The sequence below is a fragment of the Streptomyces oryzae genome (assembly GCF_017676365.1).
GTDB lineage: Bacteria > Actinomycetota > Actinomycetes > Streptomycetales > Streptomycetaceae > Streptomyces > Streptomyces oryzae.
This window is the reverse complement of the sequence record NZ_JADKMA010000134.1, coordinates 1-21,111: the sequence shown is the minus strand read 5'-3', so window position 1 is coordinate 21,111 and position 21,111 is coordinate 1. Positions and strand designations below refer to the sequence as shown.

At 72.4% G+C, this 21,111-nt stretch carries 17 protein-coding genes; 9 read left to right on the top strand and 8 right to left on the bottom strand.

Annotated features, from left to right (window positions below):
• The 3 genes from ITI46_RS23350 to ITI46_RS23340 form a co-directional block, all read left to right on the top strand.
• Positions 1 to 417: DUF6153 family protein (locus tag ITI46_RS23350; RefSeq protein ID WP_307808290.1), on the top strand; the 417-nt coding region annotated here is incomplete at its 5' end.
• An 89-nt stretch (positions 418 to 506) separates the two neighbouring features.
• Positions 507 to 2,126, top strand: coding sequence for a multicopper oxidase family protein (locus tag ITI46_RS23345; protein ID WP_209241675.1), 1,620 nt, complete (start codon positions 507 to 509; stop codon positions 2,124 to 2,126).
• A gap of 66 nt (positions 2,127 to 2,192) precedes the next feature.
• Complete coding sequence (locus tag ITI46_RS23340) at positions 2,193 to 3,944, top strand: NAD+ synthase (protein WP_209241674.1); 1,752 nt, start codon at positions 2,193 to 2,195, stop codon at positions 3,942 to 3,944.
• A 350-nt stretch (positions 3,945 to 4,294) separates the two neighbouring features.
• Here ITI46_RS23340 and ITI46_RS23335 read toward each other — a convergent pair whose 3' ends face one another.
• Complete coding sequence (locus ITI46_RS23335; RefSeq protein ID WP_307808289.1) at positions 4,295 to 4,984, bottom strand: class I SAM-dependent methyltransferase; 690 nt, start codon at positions 4,982 to 4,984, stop codon at positions 4,295 to 4,297.
• Between the two features lie 132 nt (positions 4,985 to 5,116).
• Here ITI46_RS23335 and ITI46_RS23330 point away from each other — a divergent pair, with 132 nt between their 5' ends.
• Positions 5,117 to 6,358: a sensor histidine kinase gene (locus ITI46_RS23330; RefSeq protein ID WP_307808288.1), complete on the top strand. Its 1,242-nt coding sequence runs from the start codon at positions 5,117 to 5,119 to the stop codon at positions 6,356 to 6,358.
• A complete protein-coding gene (locus ITI46_RS23325) occupies positions 6,355 to 7,008 on the top strand; it encodes a response regulator (RefSeq protein ID WP_209241673.1) in 654 nt (217 codons plus the stop codon). The genes ITI46_RS23330 and ITI46_RS23325 overlap by 4 nt, the downstream gene beginning before the upstream one ends.
• A gap of 107 nt (positions 7,009 to 7,115) precedes the next feature.
• Here the strand turns inward: ITI46_RS23325 and ITI46_RS23320 are convergent, their stop codons facing one another.
• The 4 genes from ITI46_RS23320 to ITI46_RS23305 all read right to left on the bottom strand — a co-directional run bounded on the left by ITI46_RS23320 (position 7,116) and on the right by ITI46_RS23305 (position 12,109).
• Positions 7,116 to 8,315 (bottom strand): MFS transporter, encoded by a 1,200-nt coding sequence (locus ITI46_RS23320; RefSeq protein WP_209241672.1) that lies wholly within the window; start codon positions 8,313 to 8,315, stop codon positions 7,116 to 7,118.
• A gap of 187 nt (positions 8,316 to 8,502) precedes the next feature.
• Positions 8,503 to 9,552: an endonuclease/exonuclease/phosphatase family protein gene (locus ITI46_RS23315; protein ID WP_209241671.1), complete on the bottom strand. Its 1,050-nt coding sequence runs from the start codon at positions 9,550 to 9,552 to the stop codon at positions 8,503 to 8,505.
• A 231-nt stretch (positions 9,553 to 9,783) separates the two neighbouring features.
• Positions 9,784 to 10,455, bottom strand: coding sequence for a TetR/AcrR family transcriptional regulator (locus ITI46_RS23310; protein ID WP_307808287.1), 672 nt, complete (start codon positions 10,453 to 10,455; stop codon positions 9,784 to 9,786).
• Between the two features lie 7 nt (positions 10,456 to 10,462).
• Positions 10,463 to 12,109: an MFS transporter gene (locus ITI46_RS23305; protein WP_209241669.1), complete on the bottom strand. Its 1,647-nt coding sequence runs from the start codon at positions 12,107 to 12,109 to the stop codon at positions 10,463 to 10,465.
• A gap of 169 nt (positions 12,110 to 12,278) precedes the next feature.
• Here ITI46_RS23305 and panB point away from each other — a divergent pair, with 169 nt between their 5' ends.
• From panB to ITI46_RS23290, 3 genes are all read left to right on the top strand, one after another.
• Complete coding sequence (panB, locus tag ITI46_RS23300) at positions 12,279 to 13,106, top strand: 3-methyl-2-oxobutanoate hydroxymethyltransferase (protein WP_209241668.1); 828 nt, start codon at positions 12,279 to 12,281, stop codon at positions 13,104 to 13,106.
• 132 nt (positions 13,107 to 13,238) lie between these two features.
• Positions 13,239 to 14,240, top strand: coding sequence for an ATP-binding cassette domain-containing protein (locus tag ITI46_RS23295; protein ID WP_209241667.1), 1,002 nt, complete (start codon positions 13,239 to 13,241; stop codon positions 14,238 to 14,240).
• A complete protein-coding gene (locus ITI46_RS23290) occupies positions 14,237 to 15,124 on the top strand; it encodes an ABC transporter permease (RefSeq protein ID WP_209241666.1) in 888 nt (295 codons plus the stop codon). The genes ITI46_RS23295 and ITI46_RS23290 overlap by 4 nt, the downstream gene beginning before the upstream one ends.
• A 3-nt stretch (positions 15,125 to 15,127) precedes the next feature.
• Here ITI46_RS23290 and ITI46_RS23285 read toward each other — a convergent pair whose 3' ends face one another.
• The 3 genes from ITI46_RS23285 to ITI46_RS23275 all read right to left on the bottom strand — a co-directional run bounded on the left by ITI46_RS23285 (position 15,128) and on the right by ITI46_RS23275 (position 20,102).
• Entirely contained in the window at positions 15,128 to 18,517 is a 3,390-nt protein-coding gene (locus ITI46_RS23285; protein WP_307808286.1) for an AfsR/SARP family transcriptional regulator, read from the bottom strand.
• A 122-nt stretch (positions 18,518 to 18,639) separates the two neighbouring features.
• On the bottom strand, positions 18,640 to 18,984 hold the full coding sequence (locus ITI46_RS23280) for a hypothetical protein (RefSeq protein WP_247746452.1): 345 nt from the start codon (positions 18,982 to 18,984) through the stop codon (positions 18,640 to 18,642).
• Positions 18,985 to 19,196: 212 nt separating this feature from the next.
• Positions 19,197 to 20,102 (bottom strand): LysR family transcriptional regulator, encoded by a 906-nt coding sequence (locus tag ITI46_RS23275; protein ID WP_209241664.1) that lies wholly within the window; start codon positions 20,100 to 20,102, stop codon positions 19,197 to 19,199.
• Between the two features lie 161 nt (positions 20,103 to 20,263).
• On the opposite strand from ITI46_RS23275, the gene ITI46_RS23270 reads away from it, so the two are divergent.
• On the top strand, positions 20,264 to 21,111 hold an 848-nt coding region (locus ITI46_RS23270; protein ID WP_209241676.1), incomplete at its 3' end, for an EamA family transporter.

Below are 21,111 nucleotides of genomic sequence, written 5' to 3'. Positions count from 1 at the left end.
CGTGCATCCGGTGCCCGCACCGAGTGGTGCGGGCGGGTGCTGTTGCTTGCCGCGGTGCTGTTGGGGCTGGTCACCATGCACACGCTGGGGCACCCCACCCCCGAGCGGGCGGCGCCGGCGGTCGCCGAACACGTCTCCGCAGACCCCGGCACGGGTCACCACATGACCCAGGAGCACCACGTCCCGGCCCCTCAGGATGGGCACGGGATGGGGACGGACCCCCTCTCCCTCTGTCTGGCCGTGCTGGGCGTATGGACGGCAGCCGCGCTGCTCGGTGCGGCGGTGCTGCTGGTGCGGCGACGGCTCGGTGCGGGGCTGTGGGCGGCGGGCCGGGCGCGGGTGCCGCGGGTGCTGTGGCCGTTGCCGCCGCCGCGAACGGCGTCGAGACTCGCGCAGTTGTCGATCTTGCGGACCTGAGCGGGCCCGCGCGTCCGCTCTCCATGCCGGAGAGCGGACGTGGGCCGCGTATTCCGCAATCGATCCACAACACCGTGAGGTACACACACATGCGTTCACTTCCCACGCGCCCCACGCGCCGAGCCGCACTGCGAACCGGCGCGGCCCTCGCCGGCGGCGGGCTGCTGGCGGCCTGTTCCACCAGCGGCGGTCACAGCTCCGAAGCCAAGGGCTCCGACGGCTATGTCGAGCCCGGCGGGAGCGAGGTGCGGGCCGCCGAGGCCGAGCGGCGGAAGGGCCGTACGGAGCGGGTGCGGCTCACCGCGACCCGCACCCGGCTCGAACTCGGCTCCGGCACCACTGTGCCCACCTGGGCGTACGGCGACCGGGTACCCGGCGAGGAGATCCGGGTGACCGCAGGCAACACGCTGGCGCTGACCCTCGCCAACCACCTCTCCGAGGCGACCTCGGCGCACTGGCACGGGCTCGCCCTCCGCAACGACATGGACGGCGTGCCCGGGCTCACCCAGCGGGAGATCCGGCCGGGGGCCGACTTCACCTACCGGTTCGCGGTTCCGCAGCCGGGCACGTACTGGTTCCATCCGCACTCCGGCGTCCAGCAGGACCGCGGGCTGTACGCGCCGCTGATCGTGGAGGACCCGGAGGAGCCGCTGCGGTACGACAAGGAGTGGGTGGTCGTACTCGACGACTGGGTGGACGGAGTCGAGGGCTCGACCCCGGACGCGGTGCTGGCCGAACTGCGCCGCGGCATGGAGCACGACGGCATGGGCGGCGAGCACGGCAAGCAGGATGAGCACAGCAAGCAGGACATGAGCGGCGAGCACGACATGCACGGCATGAGCGGCACGCACAGCATGGGCGGCCGGCGGGAGAAGGGCCCCTCCCGGATGCTGATGGGTGCCACCAGCGAGGTGCTGGGCGGCGACGCGGGGGACGTGAAGTACCCGCACTACCTGGTCAACGGCCGCACCGTCGCGGACCCCGAAACCTTCCGGGCGAAGCCGGGCGACCGCATCCGGATCCGCTTCATCAACGCGGGCGGTGACACCGCGTTCCGGGTGGCGCTGGGCGGCCACAGGATGACGGTCACCCACACCGACGGCTACCCGGTCGAACACACGGCCACCGACGCGCTGCTGCTCGGCATGGGCGAGCGCTACGACGTGCTCGTCACGGCCAAGGACGGCGTCTTCCCGCTCACCGCGCTGGCCGAGGGCAAGAAGGCGACGGCGCGGGCGCTGCTGCGTACGAGCTCCGGTGCGGCGCCGGCCGCCTCGGTCCGCCCAAAGGAGCTGACCCGCGGCGCGCCGCTGACGGCCGGGAAGCTGAAGGCGGCGGACTCGGCGCGGCTGGACCCGGACAAGCCCGACCGCACGGTCACGCTGCGGCTCACCGGCTCCATGGCGCAGTACGACTGGGGCATCAACGGCAGGCCGTACGACCCGGAGCAGCGGCACCCGGTCACAGCGGGTGAGCGGGTGCGGATGCGCTTCGTGAATACGACGGACATGTGGCACCCGATGCATCTGCACGGCCACACCTTCGCGCTGCCGGACGGCGGACCGCGCAAGGACACGGCGATCGTGCTGCCGGGCAAGACGCTGGAGGTGGACTTCGACGCGGACAATCCAGGGCTGTGGATGGTCCACTGCCACAACGTCTATCACGGGGAAGCGGGCATGATGACGGTGCTCGGTTACCGTAAGTAGTGGTCCGGGGGAGGTCTCCTGACCTCCCCCGCCCATAACGTCAGCCCGACGATTACACTCGGCTCCGTGGCTCACCTACGTCTCGCGCTGAATCAGATCGACTCCACCGTCGGCGGCCTGGAGGACAATGCCGCGGCAGTCCTCCGGTGGACCCGGCACTCCGTCGAACAGGGCGCGCATCTGGTCGCGTTCCCGGAGATGATGCTGACCGGGTATCCGGTGGAGGACCTGGCGCTGCGCCGGTCGTTCGTGGAGGCGAGCCGCACCGCCGTGCGGGACCTCGCGCGGCGGCTGGCCGACGAGGGGCTGGGCGAGGTGCCCGTCGTCGTCGGCTATCTGGACCGCTGCGAGCAGGCACAGCCCCGCTACGGCCAGCCCGCGGGTGCCCCGCAGAACGCGGCAGCCGTGCTGCACCGCGGCGAGATCGTGCTGGCCTTCGCCAAGCACCATCTGCCGAACTACGGCGTCTTCGACGAGTTCCGCTACTTCGTGCCCGGCGACACCATGCCCGTCCTACGGGTGCACGGCGTGGATGTGGCGCTCGCCATCTGCGAGGACCTGTGGCAGGAGGGCGGCCGGGTTCCGGCGGCGCGTACGGCGGGTGCCGGGCTGCTGCTGTCGGTGAACGCCTCGCCGTACGAGCGGGACAAGGACGACACCCGGCTGGATCTGGTGCGCAAGCGCGCGCAGGAGGCGGGGTGCACCACCGCGTATCTGGCCATGATCGGCGGGCAGGACGAGCTGGTCTTCGACGGCGACTCGATCGTCGTCGGCGCCGACGGGCAGGTGCTGGCGCGCGCCCCCCAGTTCGAGGAGACCTGTCTCCTCCTCGACCTGGACCTCCCGGCCGCCGCGACGGCCCCGCCCTCGGGCGAGGTGGACGACGGGCTGCGCATCGAACACCGGGTGATCTCCGCCGAGCCGCTGCCCGCCGACGCGCCCGGACACGTCGGCGGCGAGGCTCCGCGCATGGAGGACGACGAGGAGATCTACACCGCGCTGGTGGTCGGGCTGCGCGCCTACGTGGTCAAGAACGGCTTCCGCTCGGTGCTGGTCGGGCTGTCCGGCGGTATCGACTCGGCACTGACGGCGGCGATCGCCTGCGACGCGATCGGTGCGGAGAACGTGTACGGCATCTCGATGCCCTCGCGGTATTCGTCCGAGCACTCGAAGGAGGACGCCGCCGAGCTGGCGGAGCGCACCGGGCTGAACTTCCGCACCGTCGAGATCGAGCCGATGTTCGCCGCGTACATGGACTCGCTCGGCCTCACCGGGCTCGCCGAGGAGAACCTTCAGGCCCGGCTGCGCGGCACGACGCTGATGGCCGTCTCCAACCAGGAGGGGCACATCGTGCTGGCGCCGGGCAACAAGTCGGAGCTGGCGGTGGGTTATTCGACGCTGTACGGCGATGCGGTGGGCGCCTACGGCCCGATCAAGGACGTCTACAAGACGAACGTCTTCCGCCTCGCGAAGTGGCGCAACCGCGCAGCGCACGAGCGCGGCGAGACCCCGCCCATCCCAGAGCGCTCCATCACCAAGCCGCCCAGCGCCGAGCTGGCGCCGGGCCAGGTGGACACCGACTCGCTGCCCGACTACGAGATCCTGGACCGCATCCTGAAGCGGTACGTCGACGGCGACCAGGGCGCAGCGGCCATCATCGCCGCGGGCTTCGACGCGGAGACCGTGACCCGGGTGCTGCGGATGACGGACCGCGCCGAGTACAAGCGCCGCCAGTACCCGCCGGGTACGAAGATCTCCCCCAAGGGCTTCGGCAAGGACCGCCGCCTGCCGATCACCAATGCCTGGCGGGAGGGCTGAACCGCGGCACCCGGCCGGAGGCCTGCCCGCTGGATGGTGCGGGCAGGCCCAGGCGCGCTTGCGCCCGGCGCGTCGCTCCTGGACGTACAGCGCCCAGCCGCGCAGCGGGTCCAGCTGGCAGATGTAGTCGCTGTAGCCGTGCCTGAGGTAGTACGCGCCGCCGTTCTGGCACGCGGTCTTGTCGGGGTAGAAGGCCACGAACTCCCAGGCGGCGGCCTGCTGTGCGGAGGACGAGGCGGCGGGTGCGGCGTTGTCGGCGGGGGCGGCAACGGCCGGTGCCGCGGCGGCCAGTGTCACTCGCTGCCAGCCGCTCCCGCCGAAGGCCGGCCACGGGCACTGACCGTCCCCGCTCAGGGCTTGCGCAGCCACCAGGCGCGGGCGGGCGGCAGGTTGGCCCAGGCGGTGCGGGAGGCGGCGCGGCAGCGGTCGCGGTAGCCCGCGAGGACGGCCTCAACCGCCCGGTGTCTGCGCGCCTCGGCCGCCGAGGAGAAGATCCGGCGTGCCGGGGCCGTGCCCAGATACGCGAAATAGCTGAGGGTGCCGCCGGGCCTCAGCAGCGTCAGCAAACGCTCCATGACTGTCTCGACCTGCGCGGGGCTGAAGTTGGTGAACGGCAGCCCGGAGACGATCGCGTCGTAGCCGTGGGCGGGGTTCCAGTCCTCGATCCGTATCCCGTGCACTGCTGCGGACGCCTCGCCGGGGTGCGCTTCGGCCAGGGCGCGCAGCCGGGCGGCGAAGCGGGGGTTGCTCTCGACGACATCCAGCCTGCTGCCCGCGCCGAGCGTGTCCAGCAGCAGCCGGGTGACCGGACCGGTGCCCGCGCCCACCTCCAGGACCGTGAGCGGGCCATGCCGGGACCGGCGGCGTACCGGCTCGGCCAGCAGCCCGGACAGCCGGCGCCCGCTGGGCGCGAGTGCCCCGGTCGTCCGCATGTCGGCCAGCGCCTCCGCGAGGAACATCCGCCGCGACCCGGCGGCGGCGGTGGCGGCGGGGTCGGCGTCGGGGTCGGTGACGGTGTCGGTGGGGCGGGAATCGCTCATGGCGGCGACGCTAGGAACGGGTCCGGGCGGCGGAATCCGGCGCTGTGCGACGGCAATCCCCTACGAAAGTCAGGGGTGAAGGCGTCCACAGGTCGGAGCCGGTGAGCGCCGGTCGCTCCTAGGCTCGGCACGGTGAACGCGCACATACGGGGCCGAGCGAGCCCGCGGGCGAGGTGGTGGGCCGAAGGCGCCGTCGTTGCGCTCACCACGGCGCTCTCGGTACAGGAGGCCGCCCTCGGCAACGGGGGCCGGTACGGCACCGTATGGGTCGCCCTTGCCGTGGTGGCCGGTCTGTCGCTCGCCGTGCGGCACCGGTGGCCCTCGGCGGTCGCCGTGCTGGCCGCCGCTGTCGCCGGTCTGGCCGGGCTCGTCCTGCCGCTGCTGGTGGCGCTCTTCCACCTCGCTTCGCGCGGGCGGCCGCACGCTGCGGGCTGCGCGGCGCTCGTCGCGGTGACGGTCAACGCGGCGGCCCTCGCCCTGCACGTGGCGCCCGCCTCGCACCTGTGGGACACCCGCTCGTACGGGCCCGTGCTGCTGCCGGTCACGGCGGTGGTGCTGGGGCTGTGGGCAGGGGGTAAGCGGCGGCTGGTGGCAGCGCTGGACGCCCGCCTGCACCACCTGCGTACGGAGCGACTGCTGCGGGAGCGTTCGGCGCGGCTTGCGGAACGGGCCGCCATCGCGGCGGAGATGCACGACGTGCTGGCGCACAGGCTGAGCCTGATCGCGCTGCACACGGGCGTGCTGGCCACCCATGAGGAGGCCCTGCCGGAACGGGTCGCGGACCGGGTCGGTCTGCTGCGGACAGCGGCCACGGAGGCCCTGACCGATCTGCGGGACGTCCTCGGCGTGCTGCGGGACCCGGTCGACGGACCGGACGACGACTGTCCGCGCGGCGATACGGCCCGGCCCGTGGCCGGGGGACCGGCTCTCGGGCAGCCGTCGGACGTGGTCGCCGAGGCGCGGGCCGCGGGGCAGCGGATCACGGCGGTGCTGGAGGAGGCTCCGGCGGACGTACCCGCCGCGCACCGGCTCGCGGTGCTCAGGATCGTGCAGGAGGCGCTGACCAACGCCCGTAAACACGCGCCGGATTCGCCGGTGCGGATCACCGTGGGCTACGGCCCGCAGGTCACCCGGGTCGAGGCCGTCAACGGGACGGGGCCCGCGTCCGGGCGGCTCAGCGCGCCGCCGTCCGGCTACGGCCTGGTCGGGCTGCGGGAGCGGGTCGAGGCGCTGGGCGGCGAGCTGTCGGCGGGCCCGCTGGAAGGGACCGGCGGGGAGGTGTGCTGGCGGCTGGCGGTCCGCATTCCGCATCCGGCAAGCGCTGCCGCGGCCGCCGGCGAGGAAGCGGAGCAAGAGAGGGGGCGAAGCGCATGATCCGCGTCATGATCGTCGATGACGACGCGCTGGTCCGGCTGGGGCTCACCGACCTGATCGAGGGCGACAGCGGCCTGCAACTCGTCGCCGCGGCGCGGGACGGAGCCGAGGCCGTGGCCGCGGCGACCGCGCACCGGGTGGATGTGGCGCTGGTGGACGTGCGGATGCCGGGTACGGACGGTATCGCCGCCACCGCGCAGTTGCGCCGCCTGCCCCGTCCGCCGCGGGTGATCACGCTGACCACGTTCGATCTGGACGCGTATGTCTTCGACGCGCTCACCGCGGGCGCGGACGGCTTCCTGCTCAAGGACACCGACCCCGCGGAGATCCTGCGCGCCGTGCACCTGGTGGCCGCGGGCTCCGCCATGCTGCACCCGGCGGCGGCGCGGCGGCTGATCGACCAGCACCATCGGCGGGGCGGCCGGACGGGTGCCGCACGGGCCGCGCGGGCCGCCGTCGACCGGCTCACCCCGCGGGAGCGCGAGGTGCTGGCCCTGGTGGCGGAGGGCGACGGCAACGCGGAGATCGCTGCCGCGCTGGCCATGAGGGAGAGCACCGTCAAGGCGCATGTGAGCCGGATACTCGGTGTTCTCGGCGTCGACAACCGAGTGCGGGCCGCGCTGGCGGCCCGCGACGCGGGGTTGCTGTGACACCGCGGGGTGCCCCCTCCCTTTCGGCTGGTGAGGGGGCGCCCCCAAGGCGCAGGGTGGGCACGCGCAACCCCCATGCGGGGTACGCAGAAGGCGCCGGGCAAGCGCTAGTGCGCCGAGTGCACCTCCACCGGAACATCGCTCGCGCGGGCGACCACCCGCGAGTCCCCGCGGTCCAGTACGCCCGCCGTGACGGCGATGCCGAGCCCGGAGAGGGCGAGGGCCGCGCCGACCAGGGTGGGCGACATCCAGCCCCACCCGGCGGCGATGACGACGCCGCCGAGCCAGGCGCCCCCCGCGTTGGCGAGGTTGAACGCGGAGTGGTTGGAGGCCGAGGCGATGGTGGGCGCGTGCGACGCGGCCCGCATCACCAGCATCTGGACCGGCGTGGTGATAAGGAAGCCGACGGCCCCCAGCAGCCCCACCAGCGTCAGCGCGGCCCACTTCACGGGCGCCGCGAAGTGGAAGGTGACCATCAGCGCGGCCATCAGCCCCAGTGCCGCGTACAGGGTGCGGCGCGGGGCGCGGTCGGTCAGCGGCCCGGCGATGAGGGTGCCCAGCGTCATGCCGATGCCGAAGAGGGCGAGCACCCAGGTCACCGAGGTCTCGGTGAGTCCGGTGACCTCGGTCATCATCGAGGCGAGGTAGCTGTAGACGGCGAACACACCGCCGAAGCCGAAGACGGCGGTCAGCAGCCCGAGCACCACCTGGCGGTTGCCCAGGGCGCGCAGTTCGTGGCGTACGCCGCCCTGGTGCTCCAGCGGCATACGGGGCACGAGCAGCGCGAGCGCCGACATGGCGGCCACGCCGATGAGGGTGACGACAACGAAGGTGGCCCGCCAGCCCAGTTGCTGGCCCAGCGCGGTGCCGCCTGGTACGCCGACGATGTTGGCGACGGTCAGCCCGAGGAACATCGTGGCCACCGCGCGGGCCGCCCGGCCCTCCTTCACGAGCCGGGCCGCGACCACGGCACCGACGCCGAAGAACGCGCCGTGCGGAAGTCCCGCCAGCACCCGGCCCGCCAGCAGCGTGCCGAACCCGGGCGCCAGCGCCGAGGCGAGGTTGCCGAGGGTGAACAGCCCCATCAACAGCAGCAGCATCAGCTTGCGCGGGACGCGGGCGCCGACGGCGGTCAGCAGCGGAGCGCCGAGTACGACACCGAGGGCGTAGGCGGAGACGAGGTACCCCGCGGTCGGTACGGACGTGCCGAGATCGTCGGCGACGTTCGGCAGCAGGCCCATCATCACGAACTCGGTGGTGCCGATACCGAAGGCGCCCACGGCGAGTGCGAGCAGAGCCAGAGGCATGCGCAGACCTTTCTTACGCGGAAGGAGGTGTAACCGATTACATTGCCGAGCGCCCGGCCGTGCGGGCTTATGTTTGGTGGTGCAACAAAGTCTCGCAGCCGGATGTTCCACGGCGCAAAACGCGACGTTACGGGGCGTGGAATCTCCGCGGACCCGGGCGGTACCGGGTGCCCTGACGCGGCGCGGCCTACTCCGTCAGATCGATCTTCGCCGCGATCGGCAGATGGTCGCTGCCGGTGGCCGGGAGCGTCCACGCGGAGACGGGGTCGGCACCCTTGACCATGATCTGGTCGATCCGCGCCATCGGGAACGAGGCGGGCCAGCTGAAGCCGAAGCCGTCACCGGCCGCGCCCTGCGCCGAGCGCATCTGGGAGGTGATCGGCGCGAGCGCGCGGTCGTTCATGGTCCCGTTGAGGTCGCCCAGGAGGAGGACCTTGCCTGCCGGGTCGTGGGCGATCGCCTCACCGAGCGCCTCGGCGCTGCCGTCGCGCTGCCCGGCCGTGAACCCGGAGCGGAACTGCACCCGGACCGACGGCAGATGGGCCGCGTAGACGGCGACGTCGCCCTTGGGCGTCTGCACCGTCGCACGCATGGCGCGGGGCCAGCCCATCTTGATGTCGACCGTCCTGATGTCCTTCATCGGGTACTTGCTCCACAGCCCGACCGTGCCGGTGAGCTTGTGGTAGCGGTGCGTCTTGTCGAGTGCGGCCCGGTAGGCGCCGGCCTGCGCGGGAGAGACCTCTTCCAGCGCGATCACATCGGCCCCCGAGTCGACCAGCGCCTCGGCCGTGCCGTCGGGGTCGGAGTTGCCCGCGTTGACGTTGTGGGTGACGACGGTGAGATCGCCGGCGCCGCTGCCGGTCTTGTCGTCGAACAGACCGCCGAACAGGTTCGCCCAGATCAGCACCGGCAGCAGCAGCGCGATCAGCGCGGTGGCGGACCGGCGCAGCAGTGCGGCGGCGAGCAGCACGACGATCAGCAGCCCGCCCCACGGCAGGAATGTCTCCCAGAGCGAGCCGAGGTTCCCGATCGCGTTGGGGACCTCGGCGTGCAGCCAGAAGGCGAGCCCCAGAAGTACGGCGACCAGGGCGACGACCCAGCCGCGCCGCCACTTCCCCGGGCCCGACCAGCCCCGGGAGGCACCGTCCGCGCGGCTGCCGGTGAACCGGGACCACAGCCCCCGCCGTCCGCCGCCGTCCTCGCTGTAGGTGGCCTCCGAGGTGTACACGCGCGCCATCCGCCGTCCGTCCTCACTTGCCTGTGTTGGTGCCCGATGAACGATAGGCGATGCCCGTTTTCACACAGTTGAACGCTTCAGCTCAACTGCCGCTTTCGCCCTGAAGTCCGGTGTGGAGTCCAAGTGGAGGACGAGGACCGGCGGCTTACGGGTTCCGGCAGGTCGGGGCTGGTTCGCGACTGTGACACAACACTCGGTCGGCGGCTCGGCGTTCGTCCGGCGGGCCGCCGGTCACTCCCCCGCGCCGAGGCCGTCCAGGAAGGTGTCGACGATCTGCCGCGGCATCTCCTCGGGCAGCTCTTCCCAGTCGCGCAGCAGGATGCGGACGAGGATCGGCGCCGTCAGCATGTCGACCAGTACGTCGATGTCGAGGTCGCCGCGCAGCTCCCCGCGCTCGATCCCGCGCCGCAGTACGAAGGCCAGCCGCTCGCGGCGGGCGCTGATGACGGTCTCGTGATAGCGCTTCCACAGCTCGGGGTGGCTGTGCACATGGGCGGCCAGCACCCGCAGCAGCGTGGAGCGGCGCTTGGCGAGGCTCATCTGGCGCAGCCAGTTCAGGGCCCCGATGAGGACCTCGCGCAGCGGCCCGTCGACGGGACCCTCGTACGCCGGCTCCTCCATCTCCCTGACGACGTGGAGGAACAACTCGTCCTTGCCGGACCAGCGCCGGTAGACCGCGGCCTTGCCGACGCCAGCCGTGCGGGCGATCCGCTCGACGGAGAGCGTGTCGTAGGAGACGCCCTCCTCCAGGAGCCGGATCACCGCGTCCAGGATGGCGCGTTCGACGGCCTCGCTGCGCGGACGTCCACGCGTCTTGCCGACGGGTTTTCCGGACGGGAGGGGCGGGCTGTCGCCGGTGTCCGGGAGTTCTCCAGCCGTGGCCCTGTCACCCGCACGCTTCACCGCAGACTCACCGCTTCGTCCCCACTCCTGCCTTCTCCTCTTCACCGCCGGTCTCATCTTCCCCCGCCGCGTCCGCCGCCGGCTTGCCTGGCAGCCATACGGCGACGACCAGCGCGCCCAGCAGCGCGACGGACCCGGAGGCGAGCACGGTGGTGTGCATGGCGTCGACGAAGGCCGCCTTGGCGGGGTGCACCAGCGCCTGCCCCGCGGGTCCCAGCCGGTCGGCGAGCGCGAGGGTGGCCTCGATGGACTCGCCAGCCTCGTGCCGCGCTTCACCGGGCAGCCGCGGGACGGCGGAGAGGGCGCCGTCGACACCGTCCCGGTAGCGGGTGGAGAGCAGCGAGCCGAGCACGGCCACCCCGAGCGCCCCGCCGACCTGGCGGAAGGTGTTGTTGACGGCCGAGCCGGAACCCGCCTTCTCGGTCGGCATCGATTGCATGATCGAGACGGTCGCCGGCGGCATGATGAAGGCCATCGCACCGCCCATCAGGAAGTAGATGACCTCCAGCCGCCACAGCGGCGTCGTCTCGTCCAGCGTGGTGAAGGCGAACATGCCGACGGCGACGAGCAGCATCCCCACCGTGCACACGGCCTTGGCCCCGAAGCGGTTGACGGCCTTGGCGGCGCGCGGGGAGAAGATCATCTGCGCTGCGGCCAGCGGGAGCAGCAGCAGCCCGGCCTCCAGCGGACTGAAGCCGCGCACGCTCTGGATGTAGAAGACGCCGAAGAACATCGCACCCATCAGTGCGAAGAAGACCAGGGCGATCGCGGCGACGGCGGCGGAGAACGCGGGCTTGCGGAAGTAGCGCACATCGAGCGCCGGATGGCTGCTGCGCCGCTCGTGCAGCAGGAACAGCGCCAGCACCAGGACGCCGCCGCCCGCGGTGGCGAGCACCTTCGGGTCGGTGAAGTCGGCCAGCTGGCCGCCCTCGATGATCCCGTACACCAGCAGCACGAGACCGGCGACCGAGAGCAGCACGCCCAGCGGGTCGAGGCGGCCGGGTGCCGGGTCGCGGGAGTCGGGCACCAGCGCCAGGATCGCCACCAGTGCGACGAGCACGACAGGCGCGTTGACGAGGAAGACCGAGCCCCACCAGAAGTGGTCGAGCAGCAGCCCTCCGGTGATGGGGCCGATGGCGATGGCCAGCCCCACGCCGCCCGCCCAGATGCCGATGGCCTTGGGCTGTTCCTCGCGCGGGAAGACGTTCATCAGGATGGCCAGGGTGGCCGGCATGACGAAGGCCGCGCCGAGGCCCATCAGGGCGCGGTAGAAGATCAGTTCGCCGGGTCCCGCGGAGAAGGCCGCAAGCACCGATCCCGCGCCGAACACCAGCAGCCCGGCCAGCAGCACCTTCTTGCGGCCGAGCCGGTCACCGAGAAGGCCGGCGGTGAACAGGAGCCCGGCGAAGACGAGGGTGTAGGCGTTGATGGCCCACTCCAACTCGCTCTGGGTGGCGCCGAGTCCGACGGGCGCGGGCCTGGCGAGGGTCTTCATCGCCACGTTCAGGATGCTGTTGTCCAGGACGACGACCAGCAGGCTGAGCATCAGCACGCCGAGGACCGTCCACCGGCGCCGGTGGATCGCGGCGGCTTCGCCCGGCATCGCAGGTGCGGCGGGTGGTTCGGATGAGGCGGAAGGACTGGCGCTACTCATGAGAGGCAGCCTAGCCCTCTTTCCGAAACGACTCCGTTCCGTTTCGTAAAAACTTGGTCATGGGGCCGGGTCCCGGCCCCCTACCGGGTGTCGGAGGGGCGTGCCAGCATGGACGCAGATCCGGAGACGCCGTCAGGGCGCTTCGAGACGACAACAGGAGTCTTCAGCCATGCCTCAGACGCTCTACGGGGGCACCCGTAACCGCCGTGTGACCGTGCGCGACCTCGCACTCGCCAAGGAGCGGGGCGAGAAGTGGCCCATGCTCACCGCCTACGACGCGATGACCGCCTCGGTCTTCGACGAGGCCGGCATCCCCGTACTGCTCGTCGGCGACTCGATGGGCAACTGCCATCTCGGCTACGAGACGACCGTGCCGGTCACCATGGACGAGGTCGCCATGCTGACCGCCGCCGTCGTACGGGGCACAGAGCGCGCCCTGGTCGTCGCCGACCTGCCGTTCGGCTCGTATCAGGAGAGCGGGGTCCAGGCGCTGCGCAGCGCCACCAGGCTGGTCAAGGAGGCCGGCGCCCAGGCCGTCAAGCTGGAGGGCGGCGAGCGCTCCGCCGACCAGATCGGGCTGCTGGTGCGCTCCGGCATCCCGGTAATGGCACACGTCGGACTGACCCCGCAGTCCGTGCACACCATGGGATACCGGGTGCAGGGCCGCGGCGAGGAAGCGGCACACCAGCTGATGCGGGACGCCAAGGCCGTGCAGGACGCCGGGGCCTTCGCCGTCGTCCTGGAGATGGCGCCCGCACCGCTCGCCGCCGAGGTCACCAGGGTGCTGCACATCCCGACCGTCGGCATCGGCGCCGGGCACGAGTGCGACGCCCAGGTGCTGGTGTGGACCGATATGGCGGGCCTGACCCCGGGCAGGCTGCCGCGCTTCGTGAAGCAGTACGCCGCGCTGCGGAGCACCCTGGGCGAGGCGGCACGCGCCTTCGCCGAGGACGTCGTCGAGGGGGCGTACCCGGCGGCGGAGCACTCCTTCGAGTAGCGCCCGCCCCGCCCCGCCTCCCTCGGGGCGCGACGGCCCGCCGACAGAGCCCGAACCGGCTGTCGGCGGGCCGTCGGTGCGCTGTCGGTCGTCTGTCGGCCGTTTGTCAGTGCCTGCTGGCACATTGGGGGCATGACGCGAGAGAAGACGACGAACGCGGTCGAGGTCCGCGGACTGGTCAAGCACTTCGGGGAGACGAAGGCCGTCGACGGCATCGACCTGGATGTGCGCGAGGGCACCGTGATGGGTGTGCTGGGCCCCAACGGCGCGGGCAAGACGACGCTCGTCCGGATGCTCTCCACCCTGCTGCAGCCCGACGCCGGCACGGCGAAGGTCGCCGGATTCGACGTGGTGCGCCAGCCCCGGGAGCTGCGCCGCACGATAGGTCTCACCGGCCAGTACGCCTCGGTGGACGAGAAGCTGGCGGGCTGGGAGAACCTCTACATGATCGGGCGGCTGCTCGACCTGCCCCGCACGGAGGCCCGCAAGCGCGCCGACGAACTGCTGGAGCGGTTCTCCCTCACCGAGGCGGCCCGGCGCCCCGTGATGAAGTACAGCGGCGGTATGCGGCGCCGGCTCGACCTGGCGGCTTCCATGATCGGCCGCCCCAAGGTGCTGTTTCTGGACGAGCCCACCACCGGTCTCGACCCGCGCACCCGCAACGAGGTGTGGGACGAGGTCAAGAACATCGTGGCCGACGGCAACACCGTGCTGCTCACCACGCAGTACATGGAGGAGGCCGAGCAGCTGGCCGGCGAGCTGACCGTGATCGACCGCGGCCGGATCATCGCCGAGGGCCGGGTGCCCGAGCTGAAGGCGAAGGTCGGCGGCCGCACGCTGGAGATCCGCCCGGCCGACCCCGGCGAGCTGACGCGGATGGTCGGCGCCATCGCGCAGGCCGGTCTCGACGGGGTGGCCGGTGCCACGGCTGATGCCGAGTCGGGTCTCGTCAGCGTCCCGATCGTCAGCGACGAACAGCTGACGGCCGTGGTCGGGCTGCTGGGCGAACGCGGCTTCGCGATCGCCGACATCGCCACCCATCTGCCCAGCCTGGACGAGGTGTTCCTGGCCCTCACCGGCCAGAAGGCCACCCACCAGGACGACGAGAACGAGCTCGAGGAGGTCGCGGCGTGAGCACCGCCACCGTCAAAGCACCCGGGTCGCAGCAGACCCCGCCGGGATCCGGGTCCGGGGCGGCCCCGGCGCCCGGCAAGCCCGGCACGGCAGAGGGCCGCATCGGGCTGCAGGCCAACCTGCGGCACATCGGCGCGCTCGTCCGCCGCAACGCCCTGCAGATCAAGCAGGACCCCGAGTCGATGATGGACGCGCTGCTGATGCCCATCATCTTCACGCTGCTGTTCGTCTACGTCTTCGGCGGCGCCATCGGCGGAAGCGGCGGCTCCGGCGACCGGGACCAGTATGTGCAGTATCTGATCCCCGGCATGATGGGCATGATGGGCATGTCCATCGCGATGGCCGTCGGCACGGGCATCAACGAGGACTTCCGCAAGGGCGTGATGGACCGCTTCCGGTCCATGCCGATAGCCCGCTCCTCGGTGCTGATCGCCAAGTCCGTGGTCGAGATAGGCCGCATGCTGGTCGCTGTCACCGTGCTGCTGACCGTGGGCTTCCTGGTCGGCTTCGACATCAACGGGCACTGGCTGGGCATGCTGGGCGCCATCGGGCTGACCGCGCTGTTCGGGGCCTCGCTGCTGTGGATCTTCATCCTGCTGGGCCTGACGATGAACACCGCGCAGGCCGTGCAGGGCGTCTCGTTCCTGGTGCTGATGCCGCTCCAGTTCGGCTCCTCGGTCTTCGTGCCGACCGGCACCATGCCGGGCTGGCTGAAGGCGTTCACGGACGTCAATCCGCTCACCCACCTCGCCGACGCGGCCCGCGGGCTGATGCTCGGTCACAGCGAAGTGGCGAACCCCGTGATGTGGACCGTCATCTGGTCGGTCGGCCTCACGCTGGTGACGGCACCGATCGCCATCGCCAAGTTCCGCAAGAAGACCTGACGGTCAGGCGTTCTGGACCAGGGTGACGGCCTCTTCGAGGGAGAGGCCGTCACCCGAGGCGTAGGCCCCCGCATAGCCCTCCTCGGACAGGACCCTGCGCACGGCGGCCTCCGCCGCCGCCCGCGATTCACGGACGAGCGGGTGCGGAAAGATCCCCTCCGGAAACTGCGAGAGGGCGTCGTAGGCACCCACCAGCCGCCCGCCCTCCTCGCCGCGCCCGAGATCTGCCAGCGCGTTGGCGGCCGTCAGCAGTTGACTGAGCGTCAGGTGCGGGGCGACCGCCTGCGACATCAGATCGCGGGTCTTGGCGATGGACCCCCGCAGCTTGGCCAGCGCCTCCGCGGGGCGGCCCTCGACGACGTACGACCAGGCGCCGATCCCCTCGACCACCCCGGCGAACAGCTGCGGGACCCGGTCGGCGAACTCCTCCTCCAGCGGGGTCAGCAGTTCCCTGGCCCGCACCGGCTCCCCGTTCCGGACGAGGTGTACGGCGTACTGGATGGCCGCGAAGTTGGGGCCGTCGCCCCCCACGTGCTCGGACTCCTCCACCCCCTCCCTCATCAGCCGCTCGCCCTCGGCGACGCGTTCCGGATCGTCCAGCTCCACCAGCACCGAGCCGAGCCGCGACTTGAGCTGCGGAACCTGGCTGTGGGCGCCCAGCTGCTCGGCGCGGGCGATGGCCAGCCGGCAGTCCTCGGCGGCGCGGGCGAACTCCCCGCGCATGGTGAACGCCTCGGCACGGCCCGAGAGCGCCTCGGCCTCGCCCCAGGCGTCCCCGATCCGGCGGAAGACCTCCAGGCTCTCGGCCGCGTCCGCCGCCGACTGCTCCCAGTTCGCGGGGTTGTCGTTGGTCAGCTTGGCGCGCAGCTGGAGGGCGAAGGCCAGCTCCCACTCGTAGCCCAGCTCGCGGCAGCCGGCCACGAAGCTGTCGGCCAGTTCGGCGAGCTTGACGTAGTTGCCTGTCATCAGCCACGCGAAGAACCACATACAGCCCGGGAGCCGGCACACCTGCGGCATTCCGGGGGTGTAGGCCTGGGTGACGTTGCGCAGTTCGGCCTGCCGCTCCGGGCTCTCCAGCTTCTCGACACCGTCCTCGGCGTCGGCCAGCACCATCAGCCGCACCCCGCGCCTGGCCTCCCACAGCTGCTCCTCGCTCATCGGGGGCGGGGTCGCCGTGCACGGCTCGTACAGCGGGGGCGCGGGGCGCAGCGGCGTGCCGAAGGGGTCGGGGCCCAGGCCGAGCACGGCCTCGCTCCAGTTGCGCGCGTCGGCGCGGTGTCCGCGCAGCTGCCAGAACCAGGCCATCGACAGGGTCAGACACAGCGCCTCGTGCTCGTCGCGTGCGGCGATGGCCCGGCGCAGCGCGGTGCGGATGTTGTCGTGTTCGCGCTCCAGCCGGTCCAGCCATGTCACCTGCTCGGGCCCGCGCAGCAGCGGATCGGCCATGCGGGCCAGTTCGCGGTAGACGATCAGATGGCGGCGCTCGGCGTGCTCCCGCTCGCCGGGCACCTCGTCCAGCTTCTCGGCCGCGTACTCGGCGACGGTCTCCAGCAGCCGGTAGCGCATCCCGCCCCCGCACTCCTCGGGTACGGCCACCACCAGCGACTTGTCGACAAGGGAACTCAACAGCGCGGTGACATCCCCGTCCGCCCCCTCCACGAGGTCCGCGCACACCTCCTCGGCCTGCTCCAGCTGGCAGCCGCCGGTGAAGACCGCCAGCCGTCGCAGCACCGCGCGTTCCGCCGTGTCCAGCAGCTCCCACGACCAGTCGACGACCGCGCGCAGCGTCTGCTGACGCGGCAGTACGGTGCGGTTTCCGCTGGTCAGCAGTCGGAACCGGTGGTCGAGGCGGCGGGCGAGCTGGCTGGGGGTCAGCGAGCGCAGCCGGGCAGCGGCCAGCTCGATCGCGAGCGGCAGCCCGTCGAGCCGGCGGCAGATCTCCGCGCACGCCTCCGGGTCGTCCGCTATCCGGAAGCCCGGGCGCGCCGAGGCACCGCGCTCGGCGAGGAGCCGGAGCGCCACCGGGTCGGGCAGCGGCTCCACGGGGCGTACGAACTCGCCGGGCACGCCGAGCGGTTCCCGGCTGGTGGCGAGCACGGTCACCCCCGGGCACTCCACCAGCAGCGTCTCCACCACTCGCGCCGCCGCGTCGATCAGGTGCTCGCAGTTGTCCAGCACCAGCAGCATCCGCCGGGCCGCACAGCGCTCGGCGAGCTGGGCGAGGGGGTTCGCGGCTGTGGGGTCGGTGGCCGCGCGCAGGCCCTCGGCCGTGGTGCCGGTCAGCACCGTCTCGCGGCCGCCGAGCGCGGTCAGCACGGCCTCGGCCGTCGCACCCCGGTCGTGCGGGTCGCGTACGGCGGCGAGCTCGGCCACCCATACGCCGTCCGCCCACTCCCCGCCCAGCTCGGCACGGGCCCGGGCCGCCGCCTCCAGCGAGAGCCGCGTCTTGCCCGCGCCTCCGGGCCCGGTGAGCGTCACCAGCCGCGCCTTGCCGAGCTCCTCGCACAGCGCGCTGATCTCCCCCTCCCGCCCCACGAAGGAGGTCAGGCCGGTACGGAGATTGCCCGGGGCCCGCCGGGGAGGACGCGCGGCGGGGGACGCCGCGGGACCGGCCGGCGGCTGCGCAGGGCGCCGTCCTGCGGGAGCGGCGGCCTCGGCGTCCAGCAACTCCGCGTGCAGCGCGCGCAGTTCCTGGCTCGGGTCGGTGCCCAGCTGGTCGGCGAGCACGGTCCTGACGGTGTCGTAAGCCGCCAGCGCCTCGGCGGTGCGGCCCGCGTCGCGCAGGGCGCGCAGCAGCAGGGCCTGGAGCGGCTCGTTCAGCGGGTGTTCGGCGGCCAGCTGCCGCACCGTGGGCAGCACGGACTCGGCCTGGCCGAGGGCGAGCGCCGCCTCGGCCCGGTGGCGGCGCGCTGCCAGCGCGCGGTCGGCGGCGCGTACGGCGGCGGCCCCTCCACCGTCCGGCAGATCGGCCAGCACGGGGTCGCGCCACAGCGCGAGGGCGTCGTCGAGCAGGTCCGCGGCCTTGACGGGGTCGCCGTCCGCCAGCGCTGCCGCGCCCTCGGAGGCGAGCCGCTCGAAGCGGTACAGATCGATGTCGTCACGGGCCGCCACCAGCCGGTAGCCGCCCTCCACGGAGCCGACCGCCTCCCGCCCCAGCGACCGGCGCAGCCGCCCGACCAGCGCCTGGAGCGCCGCCGTCTCGTCGGCGGGCGGGTCCTCGTGCTCCGACCACACGGCAGCGGCCAGCTCTCCGGTGTGTACGGCGCGGCCTCCCGCGAGGGCGAGCGCGGTCAGCAGGGCGCGCAGCCTCGCTCCGCCGATCGGCACGGTGGTGCCGTCCTCGCGGAGGACCTGCGTGGTGCCCAGAACGCGGTAGAGGTAACGCACCCCCACATACTGCCACCGGGCCGGGACCAATCGGCCCCGGCCCGGTGCTGCCCCTGCTTCCCGCCGGCCCACCCACCGTCGCTCGGCGGGTGGGCCGGGGGTGTCAGGGGATGGTGCTCAGCGTGGCGTCAGATGCGGTGGCAGTGGTTGCCCCTGACCCACTTGGGGAGGTTGGCGAAGCCGGAGACGCCGTGCTTGTGCACGCACACCACCTTGTGGGGGTGGTGGTGGTGCCGGGCCTTGATGGTGAAGGTGCCGCGGATGACGCCGTGGCGCGGCGCGTTGATGGCGACGCAGTGGCCGCTGCCGACCGCGGCGTGGCCGTGCGTCTCCAGCTTGTCGCAGATGTAGCCGCGCTTGTGGTGGTGGCCGCCGTCAGGGCCGTCACCGGCGACCGCCGCCACCGGCGCCATGCCGACCATCGCGGTCGCCATCGCCGCCACCACCGTCAGGGCCCGTGCGCGGCGCGTCATTTCCGACTTCCTCATCCTGTGGTCCTTTCGCTGTTTCCCGGTCTGCTCCGCCCCCGTGGGCGGGAGTTCAGGGGTGTGCAGTCGCACACATTCAGCAGAACAGGCGCGTCCGGTTCCGGCTCTGATGCATGACGCAACGTCACCCGTTGAGCCAGGTCGGACCACCCTCTCGGTCGCATTGGGGAGAGGAGACGCGCCCCGGGGACCAAGCCCTACGACGGCCCGGCGCCCGCGGCTTCGCGCATGGCGCCCAGCGCGGCCCGCACCGCGGGCCGGCCCAGGAGACAGTCGCGCGTGACCGCGAACAGGCGCCGGGTGGGGACGGGCACCAGCGGGCGCAGCACCACGCCCTCGGGCAGCGGGCCCCGCCCCAGCCGGGGCAGCAGGGCGATGCCCAGGCCCTCGGCGACGAGGGCGACCTGGGTCTGGAACTCGGCCACGTAGTAGGCGACGTCCGGCTCCTGGCCCGCGGTCCGCAGCGTCGTGTGCAGCCAGTCGTGGCAGACCGTCCCGGGCGGCTGGCAGACCCAGCGCCGGCCGGCCAGATCAGCCGTGACCAGCGAGTCGCGGGCGGCGAGCGGGTGTCCGGCGGGCAGCAGCAGCTCGCAGTGGTCCTCGCCCAGCGGAATGCTGCGCACCCCCTCGGGGGCCGGCATCGGCGTGATGTCCCAGTCGTGCGCGAGGGCCAGATCGAGCTCGCCCCTGGCCACCAGCCCCACCGACAGATGGGGGTCGACCTCGGACATCCGCAGGTCGAGTTGCGGGTGGTCGGCGGCGAGCCGGGCCAGCACGCGGGGCATCAGGCCGCGGGCCCCGCTGGGGAAAGCGGCGATCCGCAGCCGGCCTTCCGGGCGGCCCTTGCGCTCCTCCAGTGCGACCTGAGCCTGCTCGGCAAGGCGCAGCATCTCCTCCGCCGTACGCACGAGCATCAGCGCATCGTCCGTCAGCGCGACCCCGCGCCCCTGCCGCTCCAGCAGCGTGGTGCCGGTCTCCCGCTCCAGCTTGGCGATCTGCTGGGAGACGGCGGACGGGGTGTAGCCGAGCGCCTGCGCCGCGCCGCCCACCGAACCGTGCAGCTGGACGGCGTGCAGGGCACGCAGCCTGGACAGGTCGAGCATGGTGCGTTCCTCCCCGCCCCTGGGGCTCGAGCACCTGGGCGCTTCAGTCGGACTCTTCATCTGGATTCTTCATCTGGACTCTTCAGTATTGCTGAATCCAACCGTGCACGAATACGTGCTGGTGCTGAACGATAAGCGCGGTGAGGATCGAGGACATGCGTCTGAGTCCTCTGCACTTCGCCCTCGCGGTGCTGGTCGCCGCCCTCTGGGGGGTCAACTTCGTGGTCATCGACATCGGGCTGCGGCACTTCCCGCCGCTGCTCTTCTCCGGACTGCGCTTCCTGGTCGCCGCGCTGCCCGCCGTCTTCCTCGTCCGGCGTCCCGGGGTGGCGCTGCGCTGGATCGTGGGGGTCGGACTGGCGCTGGGGGTGGCGAAGTTCGGGCTGCTGTTCATCGGTATGCAGCAGGGCATGCCGGCCGGGCTCTCCTCGCTCGTCCTCCAGGTGCAGGCGGTCTTCACCGCCGTCTTCGCCGCCGTGACGCTGGGCGAACGGCTCGGTGCCGTACGGCTGGCCGGGATGGGGGTGGCGCTCGCCGGGATAGTGGTGGCCGCTGTCGGCCAGGGCGCCTCAGGGCCGCTGGGCGCCTTCCTGCTGGTGGTCGCCGCCGCCGCGGCCTGGGGCGTCTCCAATGTGCTGACCCGCAAGGCGGCGCCGCCGGACGCGCTGTCGTGGATGGTGTGGGTCAGTCTCGTACCGCCGCTTCCGCTGTTCGTCCTCTCCCTGCTGTTCGAGGGGCCGGACGCCGATCTCGCCGCGCTGCGCTCCCTCGACCCGGGCGGCCTGGGCGCCCTCTGCTTCGTCGCCTGGGTGGCCACCCTGTTCGGCTTCGGCGCCTGGGGCTTTCTGCTGCGGCGGTACGACGCCTCGTCCGTCGCCCCTTTCACGCTGCTGGTGCCGGTGTTCGGCATGACCTCCGCCGCGCTGCTGCTCGGTGAGGGCATCACCGCGCCGGACGCCCTTGCCGCCGCACTGCTGATCGGGGGCGTCACGCTGGTCTCGCTGGCGGG

Coding starts and splice junctions, on each gene's coding strand:
- ITI46_RS23345 (WP_209241675.1), top strand. CDS start 507: ATGCGTTCACTTCCCACGCGCCCCACGCGCCGAGCCGCACTGCGAACC.
- ITI46_RS23335 (WP_307808289.1), bottom strand. CDS start 4,984: ATGAGCGATTCCCGCCCCACCGACACCGTCACCGACCCCGACGCCGAC.
- ITI46_RS23325 (WP_209241673.1), top strand. CDS start 6,355: ATGATCCGCGTCATGATCGTCGATGACGACGCGCTGGTCCGGCTGGGG.
- ITI46_RS23320 (WP_209241672.1), bottom strand. CDS start 8,315: ATGCCTCTGGCTCTGCTCGCACTCGCCGTGGGCGCCTTCGGTATCGGC.
- ITI46_RS23315 (WP_209241671.1), bottom strand. CDS start 9,552: ATGGCGCGCGTGTACACCTCGGAGGCCACCTACAGCGAGGACGGCGGC.
- ITI46_RS23305 (WP_209241669.1), bottom strand. CDS start 12,109: ATGAGTAGCGCCAGTCCTTCCGCCTCATCCGAACCACCCGCCGCACCT.
- panB (WP_209241668.1), top strand. CDS start 12,279: ATGCCTCAGACGCTCTACGGGGGCACCCGTAACCGCCGTGTGACCGTG.
- ITI46_RS23295 (WP_209241667.1), top strand. CDS start 13,239: ATGACGCGAGAGAAGACGACGAACGCGGTCGAGGTCCGCGGACTGGTC.
- ITI46_RS23280 (WP_247746452.1), bottom strand. CDS start 18,984: ATGACGCGCCGCGCACGGGCCCTGACGGTGGTGGCGGCGATGGCGACC.
- ITI46_RS23275 (WP_209241664.1), bottom strand. CDS start 20,102: ATGCTCGACCTGTCCAGGCTGCGTGCCCTGCACGCCGTCCAGCTGCAC.